This window comes from Erwinia sp. OLFS4 (assembly GCF_002752165.1).
Classification (GTDB): Bacteria; Pseudomonadota; Gammaproteobacteria; order Enterobacterales; family Enterobacteriaceae; genus Izhakiella.
The window spans coordinates 74,104-85,964 of sequence record NZ_MOMB01000052.1 but is presented as its reverse complement, the minus strand read 5'-3'; the positions used below and the strand labels follow the sequence as shown (position 1 = coordinate 85,964).

11 protein-coding genes are annotated in these 11,861 nt (G+C 52.9%); 7 read left to right on the top strand and 4 right to left on the bottom strand.

The annotated features are described in order from the left end of the window. Positions 1 to 88: 88 nt before the first annotated feature. From hslR to pckA, 3 genes are all read left to right on the top strand, one after another. Positions 89 to 490, top strand: coding sequence for a ribosome-associated heat shock protein Hsp15 (gene hslR, locus BL249_RS12605; protein ID WP_099705029.1), 402 nt, complete (start codon positions 89 to 91; stop codon positions 488 to 490). Positions 491 to 611: 121 nt separating this feature from the next. Next, entirely contained in the window at positions 612 to 1,493 is an 882-nt protein-coding gene (gene hslO / locus BL249_RS12600) for an Hsp33 family molecular chaperone HslO (protein ID WP_099705028.1), read from the top strand. Positions 1,494 to 1,795: 302 nt separating this feature from the next. After that, positions 1,796 to 3,415 (top strand): phosphoenolpyruvate carboxykinase (ATP), encoded by a 1,620-nt coding sequence (pckA, locus tag BL249_RS12595; protein WP_099753256.1) that lies wholly within the window; start codon positions 1,796 to 1,798, stop codon positions 3,413 to 3,415. A 49-nt stretch (positions 3,416 to 3,464) separates the two neighbouring features. Here pckA and envZ read toward each other — a convergent pair whose 3' ends face one another. Beyond that, positions 3,465 to 4,832: a two-component system sensor histidine kinase EnvZ gene (envZ, locus tag BL249_RS12590; protein WP_099705026.1), complete on the bottom strand. Its 1,368-nt coding sequence runs from the start codon at positions 4,830 to 4,832 to the stop codon at positions 3,465 to 3,467. Beyond that, entirely contained in the window at positions 4,829 to 5,548 is a 720-nt protein-coding gene (gene ompR, locus BL249_RS12585; protein ID WP_001157751.1) for an osmolarity response regulator transcription factor OmpR, read from the bottom strand. Before ompR ends, envZ begins: the two co-directional genes overlap by 4 nt. A 418-nt stretch (positions 5,549 to 5,966) precedes the next feature. Here ompR and greB point away from each other — a divergent pair, with 418 nt between their 5' ends. Both greB and BL249_RS12570 read left to right on the top strand, forming a co-directional pair. Beyond that, positions 5,967 to 6,443, top strand: coding sequence for a transcription elongation factor GreB (greB, locus tag BL249_RS12575; protein ID WP_099705024.1), 477 nt, complete (start codon positions 5,967 to 5,969; stop codon positions 6,441 to 6,443). 269 nt (positions 6,444 to 6,712) lie between these two features. Further along, positions 6,713 to 9,043: a Tex family protein gene (locus BL249_RS12570; RefSeq protein WP_099705023.1), complete on the top strand. Its 2,331-nt coding sequence runs from the start codon at positions 6,713 to 6,715 to the stop codon at positions 9,041 to 9,043. A gap of 191 nt (positions 9,044 to 9,234) precedes the next feature. On the opposite strand, the gene BL249_RS12565 is transcribed toward BL249_RS12570, so the two are convergent. Further along, positions 9,235 to 9,501 (bottom strand): YdgH/BhsA/McbA-like domain containing protein, encoded by a 267-nt coding sequence (locus BL249_RS12565; protein WP_099705071.1) that lies wholly within the window; start codon positions 9,499 to 9,501, stop codon positions 9,235 to 9,237. A 228-nt stretch (positions 9,502 to 9,729) separates the two neighbouring features. Beyond that, the gene (gene bioH / locus BL249_RS12560; RefSeq protein ID WP_099705022.1) at positions 9,730 to 10,500 is read right to left on the bottom strand and encodes a pimeloyl-ACP methyl ester esterase BioH; all 771 of its coding nucleotides are present in this window, start codon (positions 10,498 to 10,500) and stop codon (positions 9,730 to 9,732) included. A 34-nt stretch (positions 10,501 to 10,534) separates the two neighbouring features. Between bioH and gntX the strand changes: the two genes are divergently transcribed. Both gntX and nfuA read left to right on the top strand, forming a co-directional pair. After that, positions 10,535 to 11,218, top strand: coding sequence for a DNA utilization protein GntX (gntX, locus tag BL249_RS12555; RefSeq protein WP_099705021.1), 684 nt, complete (start codon positions 10,535 to 10,537; stop codon positions 11,216 to 11,218). A 58-nt stretch (positions 11,219 to 11,276) separates the two neighbouring features. Beyond that, positions 11,277 to 11,852, top strand: a complete 576-nt coding sequence (nfuA, locus tag BL249_RS12550; RefSeq protein WP_099705020.1) for a Fe-S biogenesis protein NfuA — start codon at positions 11,277 to 11,279, stop codon at positions 11,850 to 11,852. Positions 11,853 to 11,861: the final 9 nt, after the last annotated feature.

Sequence of the window (11,861 nt, the reverse complement as noted above, 5' to 3'; positions counted from 1 at the left end):
TAATAACCCATCCTCGCATCGGGGGTCTATGCTGACCATAATGGTTTTATAACGGCGAACATTGTCCGGCCAGGGCAGGAAAAAAAGTATGAAAGAAAACGCAAACGGCAATGTGCGGCTTGATAAATGGTTATGGGCAGCCCGATTTTATAAAACCCGTGCGATCGCCCGCGACATGATCGAGGGGGGAAAAGTCCATTACAACGGCCAGCGTTGCAAGCCAGGTAAACTGGTCGAACCCGACGCAGAGCTCACGCTGCTGCAGGGTAACGATCGGCTGACAATCATCGTCTGTGCGCTAAGCGATTGCCGGCGTCCGGCCAGCGAAGCCCGCCAGCTTTACCGTGAAACAGCACAGAGTATTGAAAAACGCGAAAAAATAGCGCAGGCACGTAAAATGAATGCGCTCAGTATGCCGCATCCCGATCGACGGCCGGATAAAAAAGAGCGTCGCGACCTGCTCAAATTTAAAAACGCCGGCGAAGAATAAATCGCCCAATCATGATCACGTTATCAGCCAGCGCAATCGCCAGAAGCGCTTCAGTAACGGACGCTGCCCCGTTTAGCACTATCAGGCTGAAGGGACCTGGCGCCCACTATGAGAGAAAACTATGTCGAATGCCGATCAACTCCATCGTTACCTGTTTAAAAACTACGCCGTTCGCGGCGAACTGGTGACCGTCAGCAATACCTGGCGTGAAATGATTAAAGACCATGATTACCCACAGCCGGTACAACAATTACTGGCTGAACTTCTGGTGGCAACCAGTCTGCTCACCGCGACGCTGAAATTTGAAGGGGATATCACCGTTCAGCTACAGGGTGATGGCCCGCTGACGCTGGCGGTGATTAATGGTTCGAATAACCAGCAAATGCGCGGCATTGCGCGTATGCAAGGCGAAATTCCACCGGGTAGCAGCCTGAAACAGATGGTGGGTAAAGGCTATCTGGTGATTACCATTACGCCTTCACAGGGGGAGCGCTATCAGGGCGTCGTTGGTCTGGAAGGCGACACCCTTGCCGCCTGTCTGGAAGATTATTTTATGCGCTCTGAACAGTTGCCAACCCGCCTGTATATTCACAGCCGCATCGACGGTGAGCAGGCCGGTGCCGGCGGCATTTTATTGCAGGTTTTACCGGCACAGAATAGTGATAGCAATGACTTTGAGCATCTGGCAACGCTGACTTCAACCCTGAAAACCGACGAGCTGCTCGATCTGCCGGCACGAGAAGTACTGTGGCGCCTCTACCACCAGGAAGACGTCACGCTCTACGATCCGCAGCCTATTGTTTTTCACTGTAGCTGTTCACGGGAGCGCTGTCAGGAAGTGCTGAAAACGCTGCCGGCGCAAGAAGTTGACCAGATTCTGCAGGAAGACGGAAAAATTGATATGCACTGCGATTACTGCGGCAGCCACTATCTCTATGACGCAGTGGATATTGCCGCGTTGCGCAACGATGCGGCAAACGGCAGCAGTGAGCACGCCCATTAAGGGTAATGTTCGCCCGGACGGATACGGGAGCAATCTGGCTCCCGTTGTTTAATGACCTTGCTGAACCTTGCTGACGTCGATTTTTCGGAGTATTCCCGAATAAATTTAATTACTCAACTCATTAATTAACTTGAAAAATTTAACTTCAGCTACTTTCAGCAAAAAAGACTGTTCCATCTCTCATTTTTGTTGCACTCTCCTTACACTACCGCTAACCCGTTGTAAACTTCGCGCGTTAACAGCCAGCTTTGTTCAGCATGGCTGTTTTTGGTTTTTCCCGTCATCGATAAAGGAGCAGTCATATGCACACTCACGGCCTGACCCCTCAGGACCTTGCTCAGTATGGCATTAACGATGCAACCGACATCGTTTATAATCCGGATTACGATACCCTGTTTAAAGAAGAAACCTGCCCGGAACTGCAGGGTTTTGAGCGAGGCGTTGTCACTGAATCCGGCGCCGTTGCCGTTGATACTGGCATTTTCACCGGAAGATCGCCGAAAGATAAATACATTGTACGCGATGACACCACCCGCGATACCCTGTGGTGGAACGATCAGGGTAAGGGTAAAAATGACAATCAGCCGCTGAGTCAGCAAACCTGGCAACGACTGAAATCCTGCGCAACACAGCAACTCTCCGGCAAGCGTCTGTTCGTTGTGGATGGCTGGTGTGGTGCCAACCCGGATACCCGCCTCAGCGTAAGATTTATCACTGAAGTTGCCTGGCAGGCACATTTTGTAAAAAACATGTTCATTCGTCCTGATGACGCAGAACTGCGCAATTTTGTACCTGATTTCGTCGTTATCAACGCGGCTAAATGTCACTATGCCAACTGGCAACAAGATGGCCTGCATTCCGAAAACTTTGTGGCCTTTAATCTGACGGAAAAAATGCAGCTAATCGGGGGAACCTGGTATGGCGGTGAAATGAAAAAAGGCCTGTTCACCGTGATGAATTACCTGTTGCCACAACGGGGTATCGCCTCAATGCATTGTTCGGCGAATGTCGGTCAAAAAGGCGATGTTGCAATATTTTTTGGCCTTTCCGGCACGGGAAAAACCACCCTGTCTACCGATCCCTGCCGTCAGCTGATCGGCGATGACGAACACGGCTGGGATGATGACGGCGTGTTTAATTTTGAAGGCGGTTGCTACGCCAAAACAATTAATCTGTCGGCCAGCGCCGAACCGGAAATTTTCCACGCCATTCGCCGCGATGCGCTGCTGGAGAATGTCGCAGTACGCAGCGACGGTAGCGTGGATTATGCTGACAGCAGCAAGACCGAAAATACCCGCGTATCTTATCCGCTTTATCACATTGAAAATATTGTCAAACCGGTATCCAGGGCAGGACACGCACGCAAGGTTATTTTCCTTACGGCCGACGCCTTTGGCGTGCTGCCGCCGGTTGCACGCTTAACCCCGGCGCAAACGCAATACCATTTTCTCTCAGGTTTTACGGCGAAACTGGCGGGCACCGAACGTGGTATCACGCAGCCAACGCCGACTTTTTCTGCCTGTTTCGGTGCTGCATTTCTGACCTTGCACCCAACCCGTTATGCTGAAGTGCTGGTAAAACGTATGCAGGCGGCAGGCGCTGAGGCATGGCTGGTTAATACCGGCTGGAATGGTGCTGGTAAACGCATTTCACTCAAAGAGACGCGTATTATTATTAACGCCATTCTCAATGATGAACTGCAGGCAACGCCAATGACAACGCTACCCATCTTCAATCTGTCGATACCGCAAAGCGTTGCAGGCATCGATAGCACAGTGCTTGACCCTCGCACCAGCTGGCCTTCAAGCGATGCCTGGACCGGGCGTGCCGCTGAGCTGGCGCAGCGTGTTATCACCAACTTTGATAAATATACTGACACCGCTGCGGGGGCGGCGTTGGTGGCAGCAGGTCCCCAGCTGTAAAACGGTTACCTGTTACAACCGGCTAAAAAAGGGAGCAGTGCTCCCTTTTTTATTTGGCCGGTTTCTCTGCTGGCGGCACCATAACGCTGGTACGTGTATCGGGTAACGGCAGCCAGGCACGAATACGTAATCCGCCGCGCTCACTGTCACCGACGTCCAGCGCCCCATGATGAGCATCAATGATACGCTGTACAATCGCCAGCCCCAGTCCGGTACCACTGGTACTGCGCGCGCTATCACCACGCACAAAAGGCTGAAACAGATGCTTAAGCTGCTCCGGTTTAATTCCCGGCCCGTCATCTTCAACCTGGAACCAGGCCCGCTGTAATTCGACACCGGAACTGACTTTAATCCAGCCGTTTCCATAACGGGCGGCATTCACCACCAGATTGGCTACCGCCCGCTTGATCGATAACGGGTTGATATCGAGCATCAGCTCACTGCGCTGGATGCCATTTTCAATCTCACGCTCATAGCCACTTTCTGCCGCAACCACTTCACCCAGGACGCTATTCAGATCCGCCCTTTCGGTTTGGATTTCCTGCCCGGTACGCAGGTAATCGATAAATTGTTCGATGATGGCATTACATTCTTCAATGTCTTTATTAATTGACTCCGCCAGATAGCCATCCTGCTCGCTCATCATTTCCGTCGCCAGACGGATCCGCGTCAGCGGTGTACGCAAATCGTGGCTGACGCCCGCCATTAATAAAGTGCGATCGTCTGCCAGCTGCTTTACACCGGATGCCATCTGATTAAACGCCCGGGTTACCGAACGAACTTCCGAGGCACCGTATTCCCGCAGCGGTGGTGGAATAATGCCTTTACCCACCTGCAAAGCGGCATGTTCAAGGTCAACCAACGGCCGGTTCTGAATACGAATAAACAGCCAGGCACCGCCTATCGCCAGCAACATAATAGCCAGGGTATAACGAAATAATGGAGAAAAATCCCCCTGATGGATTTCCGTGAGCGGCACCCGAACCCATATGTCAGGCTGCAGCCAGGTTTTAAGCCACACCACCGGTGAATTTTTATTCACCTCAACCCGAACATCCGTTGGCCCGCCAAGCTGCTGCCCCATTTGCTGGCTGAGAAACTCATAGTGTTGCGCCCAACGCAAGCCGCTCTCTTCGGCCGCCTCGTTGGTATACAGCGAAATACCCAATTCGCGGTAGATTTCGCGACGAAAGGCCGGAGGAACTTCCAGCTGAGTGCCGTCTTCCAGCTGCAGCCGATCGGTCATCAGCATGCGCACTTCATACGCCAGCACTTTATTAAACTGCTGTAAGCTCGGAAGAATCGCGAAATTAAGCACCACCAGGTAGGTCGTTACCAGGCTGACAAACAGCAAGGTAACGATTAACAGCAGAGTGCGGGCAAAAGAACTGCGGGGTGAGAAGCGCAATCGCCTCATGCTTTACTGCCATCCGGCACAAAAACGTAGCCTAACCCCCATACCGTCTGGATATAGCGCGGATGAGCAGGATCTTCTTCAACCATGCGGCGCAGACGCGAAATTTGTACGTCGATTGAGCGCTCCATCGCACTGTACTCTCGTCCCCGGGCCAGATTCATTAACTTATCGCGGGAAAGTGGCTCACGCGGATGGCTTACCAGCGCCTTGAGTACGGCAAACTCGCCGCTGGTGAGCGGCATAGGCTCATCTTCGCGGAACATTTCACGGGTGCCCAGATTCAGCTTGAATTTACCAAAGGCAATCACAGCTTCTTCCTGTGAAGGCGCACCAGGCAGTTCGTTCGCCTGACGTCGCAACACAGCACGAATACGTGCCAGTAGCTCGCGCGGATTAAACGGCTTGGGAATGTAATCATCCGCTCCGATTTCCAGCCCGACGATGCGATCGACTTCTTCACCTTTCGCCGTCACCATGATAATTGGCATCGGGTTACTCTGACTACGCAGCCGGCGGCAAATTGACAGACCGTCTTCACCCGGTAGCATCAGATCCAGCACCATTAAATGAAAGGATTCACGTGTCAGCAAGCGATCCATCTGCTCGGCATTCGCCACGCTGCGCACCTGAAAACCTTGTTCTGTCAGATAACGCTCCAGAAGCGCACGCAGACGCATGTCGTCATCTACAACCAGAATTTTGTAGTTCTCTTGCATTTCAATACTCCCAAAGGCGCTATTGCCTGAACCTGTATTCTCAAAAACTCGGGCGGTTGTGACAAATCATAATGGTTTATATTCTAGCCGAAATTGTTACAAAGCATATTAAACAGCAGCTTATCTTGAAACTTTATGGAAAAGAAGGCGTTTTGTGCAGACAAAACCGATCGCTTAAGAATGCCATTTATTGTGCGCAAACAATCAAACAACCGCCACTTTTATTGTCCTGACAACATTAACGCGAATTCCGCCGCTCCGCCGGAAAAGCAGGTCCGCTGTGCTAAAAATCCGCCAACCTTCACCTTTCAGCCGCCATTAAATATGCACGCGCCATATTCACCCGCGCGTCAATCAGCGCGCGTTGACTGACTATATTCTCCTGTTTATAGTTAAAATTTTAACGGAACTGCCTGTCATGCCGACAAAAATAATCACCCGTGAAGGTTTCAATAAATTGCAAGAGGAACATGATTATTTATGGCGGGTTAAGCGACCTGAAATAACCAAAATTGTTGCCTGGGCCGCCAGCCTTGGCGATCGTTCAGAAAATGCAGATTACACCTACAACAAAAGATTGTTGCGCCAGATTGACCGCAGGGTCCATTTTTTACGCAAACTCATGCCGGCATTGCAGGTTGTAGATTATTCGCCGCAACAGGAAGGACGGGTGTTCTTTGGTGCCTGGGTGACCATTGAAAACGACAGCGGCGTCAGCCGGCGTTTTCGTATCACCGGCCCGGAAGAAATTTATGGCGAGAATAAAGACTACATATCCATTGATTCGCCAATGGCGAGGGCGCTGCTGAAAAAACAGGTTGATGATGAATGCGAAGTCGCCACGCCGGAAGGGATAAAAAAATGGTATGTAACCGCCATTGAATACCCTAAATAATGGCGACCAGTCGCCTTTCTGCCCTTTGGCTACGTCAACAACTTAGCCTGGCTGTACCCACGAAACACAGGCCGCCGCTGGCGGCTCATCACCAGATAGTTACACCGGTTTTTCTGGCAAAACCGGTATCATCCCCCACCAGCCGACAGCCAACTAAAATGAGCGCTGACGAAAAAGATTCGGCGTAAAGCCCGGCCAATGACTGGCATTTTCTCTTTTCAATCCGTATAACTGTCCCCTGTTTCTTTAGCCATTAAGTATCCGCAAAGATGAGTCATTCGCTAAGCCGTATTATCGCAACCGAATTGCACGTCCGGGACGAACAGGTTGAAGCTGCCGTTCGTTTACTGGATGAAGGAAATACCGTGCCGTTTGTCGCACGTTACCGTAAAGAAGTCACCGGCGGGCTGGACGACACACAGCTACGTCAGCTGGAAAGCCGCCTTGGCTATTTACGCGAACTGGAGGAACGGCGACAAACCATTCTTAAATCCATTGAGGAACAGGGCAAGCTGAGCGATGAACTGGCCAGCGCTATCGGCCAAACCCTCAGCAAAACCGAACTCGAAGATCTTTACCTTCCCTATAAACCTAAACGCCGTACCCGCGGACAAATTGCCATTGAAGCCGGCCTGGAGCCACTGGCTGACACCCTCTGGCAGGACCCTTCCCAGCAGCCGGAAAGTCTGGCGCAACGCTATATTGACAGTGAAAAAGGCGTTGAGGACAGCAAAGCCGCGCTGGATGGCGCACGCTACATACTGATGGAACGCTTTGCGGAAGACGCGACCTTACTGGCAAAAGTACGTGAATATCTGTGGAAAAATGCTCATCTGGTTGCCCGGGTTGTTGAAGGCAAAGAGGAGCAAGGCGCCAAATTTCGCGATTACTTCAATCACCATGAAGCGCTGGCGACGGTGCCTTCACATCGCGCGCTGGCGATGCTGCGTGGCCGCAATGAGGGCATATTGCAGCTGACGCTCAATCCGGATCCGCAATTTGATGAGCCCCCCCGTGAAAGTCACGGTGAACAGATTATCGTGCACCACCTGAATTTACAGCTGAATAACGCACCTGCTGATGCCTGGCGTCGTGCCGTCGTCAGCTGGACATGGCGTATTAAAATTCTGCTGCATCTGGAAACAGAATTAATGAGCCTGGTGCGTGAAAGGGCCGAAGAAGAAGCCATTAAGGTTTTCGCCCGAAACCTGCACGATCTGCTGATGGCCGCGCCGGCAGGCCAGCGCGCCACAATGGGTCTGGACCCGGGATTACGAACCGGCGTGAAAGTGGCCGTAGTAGACGCCACCGGCAAACTGGTAGCCACTGATACGATTTATCCCCACACCGGTCAGGCGGCAAAAGCGGCAGCGTCGGTTGCCGCGCTCTGTACCCGGCATCAGGTGGAACTGGTTGCTATCGGTAACGGCACCGCATCACGGGAAACTGAACGTTTTTTCCTTGAGGTACAAAAACAGTTCCCACAGGTGCAGGCGCAAAAAGTTATCGTCAGTGAAGCTGGAGCCTCGGTTTACTCCGCTTCCGAATTAGCCGCGCTGGAATTTCCCGATCTTGACGTCTCGCTGCGCGGGGCGGTCTCCATTGCCCGCCGCTTGCAGGACCCCCTGGCTGAGCTGGTAAAAATCGACCCGAAATCAATTGGCGTTGGTCAGTATCAGCACGATGTCAGCCAGAGTCAGCTGGCCAAAAAGCTGGATGCGGTCGTGGAAGACTGCGTTAATGCCGTTGGCGTGGATCTCAACACCGCCTCGGTGGCGCTGCTAACCCGCGTCGCCGGATTAAGCAAAATGATGGCACAAAATATCGTCTCCTGGCGCGATGAATACGGGCGCTTCCAGAATCGTCAGCAGCTGCTGAAAGTGAGCCGGCTCGGGCCTAAAGCCTTTGAACAGTGCGCCGGCTTTTTACGTATTACCCAGGGCGACAACCCTCTGGATGCATCCAGCGTGCATCCGGAAGCTTATCCTGTCGTTGAGCGCATTCTGCATGCCACACGCAAGACCATCAAAGAACTGATGGGAAATGCCGGGGCGCTGCAAACCATCAAAGCCGTTGACTACACTGACCAACGTTTTGGTCTGCCCACCGTAAACGACATCCTTAAGGAACTGGAAAAGCCGGGACGCGATCCGCGCCCGGAATTTAAAACCGCCCAGTTTGCTGAAGGCATCGACACGCTTAACGACCTGCAGCCGGGGATGATTCTGGAAGGCGCGGTCACCAATGTCACTAACTTCGGTGCTTTTGTCGATATTGGCGTTCATCAGGATGGCCTGGTGCATATTTCATCCCTGTCGGACAAATTCGTTGAGGATCCCCATAAGGTCGTAAAAGCCGGCGATATTGTTAAAGTGAAAGTGATGGAGGTGGATATTGCGCGCAAGCGTATTGCCCTGACAATGCGCCTTGACGAACAGCCCGGTGACAGTCACAGCCGGCGGGGCGCTGCAAACCCAACGTCCCGCGACACGCCCCGTGGCCAGCAAAACAGTAAAGCACGCGAACGGACGCTCTCCACCCCGGCAGGTAACAGCGCGATGGGTGATGCGCTGGCCGCCGCATTGGGCAAAAAGCGCTGACTTCACGGGCGTTGCCAGCAACAGGCTAACGCCCGTGACAACCCCGCACCCGGTCACAAGGCGGTTGTAGCGATTTGCTAACAAAAAAGGAGCCGGCTAACGGCTCCCAATCTACGCTTCAGTTACGGCGTTCAAAAGGCGATACGCCTCGTTTTGCGGCCGCTTAACCACCTTAACGCTGACAAGCCAAACTATTTAAACACCTCAGCAGTCGCGTGAATATGTCCCTTGCCGGCAGCGGCGATAATGACATAGTACTTGCCGCCTTTCGCATCCGCTTTATCAGACAGGTGTTTTTTGGCATCAATCGGGCTTAACGTGGAGTTAGTGTCGACAGTACCAATCATTTCCAGTTTCATCTCTTTGGCTTTTTCCCGCGAAATTTCCTGCGCGGCAAAAGCGCTGAAGGACAATGTGCTGATGAGGGCTGCGGTGGTGAGGGTGCTAAGTAGTTTCATTTTATCTCTCCTGAGAAAAGAACGTCCATACAGATCGTCAGTGGTAATGGCAAACCGTTGCCAGCCAATGTGCGATTCTGCTCCGCTTAATAGTTTTAGTGCAAACGATAAAAAAATACAGCAAAACGCCGGCAGCGAACACCGTAATCTTCCGCTGGCGGCGTTTACCTGATAAGACGGGCACTGAAAAAACTTACGCCAGCCGGCGGCAAAGAAGATAAACATTGCTCAGCAGCCGGCAATAAATTTTATTACGCCATCACAAAACGCATCAGGATGTGAAATGAAAGGCGCATGCGCTGCCTGACGGATGATCAGCTGCTTGCTGTCAGGCCAGCATGCGTCCAGTCGCTGAGCAATTCGTACCGGCACCAGGCCATCAAGATAACCATAAATACGCAATAACGGCGGCTGTAATTGCGCCATCTCATCACGCAGGTCGGCGTGTTTGAGTATCTCCAGTCCCCCGTTTAACACCGCAACTGGCGGTGCCGGTTGCGCCGGCACAATCTGTTTCAGCGCGCGGGCATCCTGCCGGGCATTACGGGTTCCCAGAGTCTGCAGGGCAAGAAATCGCTCTACCGTTCGCTGATAATCTTCACTCAGCTGATGCTGAAAATCCGCCAGGGTGCCGGGTTGTATGCCCGGCCAATCGTCACCAGCGGCAAAACGGGGCGAGGACGCGACGGTAATCAGTGCGGAAATGCGCGCCGGAGCCAGCAAAGCGGCCTGACTGGCAACCAACCCGCCTAGCGACCAGCCCAGCCAGACGGCCTGTTGCGGCGCATGAGCCAGCAGCATCCCGGCCATCTGTGACAGCGACATAGCCCCCCATCCCTGACTACGGCCGTAACCAGGCAGATCTACCAGATGCAAGCGAAATTGCGTACTGAGTCGTGGCACGATGTCATGCCACACCCCGGCATTTAATCCCCAGCCGTGCAACAGCACAAAATCACGATTACCCTGGCCGGTTGTCTGCCAGTAGAGGGAGGTCATCGGTTATGGTCCTTGTTTTAACTATGAGGATGCTATGCTAACAATCCCAACCTGCTGTTGGCTATGTCAGATGCCCCTTCATCTGCCGCAACATGGAATATGTAGCGTTTGTCTGAAGGCACTCCCGTCGCCACCACCGGTCTGCCCCTGTTGTGGTTTACCGGCCAGTAATAGCCAGACCCGCTGTGGTGGTTGCCTGCTGCATCCACCACCCTGGCAGCGAATGATACTGGTCAGCGATTACCGCGAACCATTACGCAAGCAAATACATCAGCTGAAATTTTCGCAGGGTACCGCACGTGCGGTAATGCTTGCCCGGCTGATTCTGCTAACCTGGTTAACAGCACGGCGTGAATATTTGCTCGCGCGGCCCGATCTGATGCTAACGGTTCCCCTGCACCATAAGCGCGCACTGAAACGCGGTTATAACCAGCTGGCTCCGCTGGCTAAGTGGCTGTCGCACTGGACGACAATTCCGTGGCAACCTGCGGCGCTCATCCGCCGGCGGGCCGGTAAAGTACAACATCAGCTGGTTGCCAGTGCGCGCAGGCGTAACCTGCGCGGTGCATTCAGCCTTGAAATCGACGTGCGTGGTCGGCATATAGTACTACTGGATGATGTAGTCACCACCGGCAGCACCGTCACCGAACTCAGTCGTTTACTGATGCGTTCAGGGGCCGCCCGCGTAGATATCTGGTGCCTGTGCCGTACCTTGTGAAGAGGCCGGTACCGGCTTATAATAACCTGGTAATTTAGTCAACTATTGAGCAATCGCCATGATCCGTATCACTGATGCAGCACAAGAACATTTCGCAAAACTGCTCTCAAATCAGGAAGAAGGCACCCAGATTCGCGTATTCGTTATCAATCCGGGTACACCCACGGCAGAGTGCGGCGTTTCCTATTGTCCACCGGATGCGGTAGAAGCCAGCGACACCGAACTCAAGTTCGAAAAACTCTCTGCTTATGTTGATGAACTGAGCGCGCCTTATCTGGAAGAGGCAGAAATCGATTTCGTCACCGACAACCTGGGTTCACAACTGACGCTGAAAGCGCCCAATGCGAAAATGCGCAAGGTAGCTGACGACGCGCCATTAATTGAGCGGGTCGAATATCAACTTCAGGCACAAATCAATCCGCAGCTGGCCAGCCACGGCGGCCGCGTCTCGCTGATGGAGATTACCGATGACGGCTATGCCATCCTGCAATTTGGCGGCGGCTGCAATGGCTGTTCAATGGTGGATGTCACGCTGAAAGAAGGGATCGAAAAAGAGCTGCTGAATACCTTCCCGGAACTGAAAGGCGTGCGCGACCTGACCGAACACCAGCGCGGTGAGCACTCATTCTATTAAGTGCACATC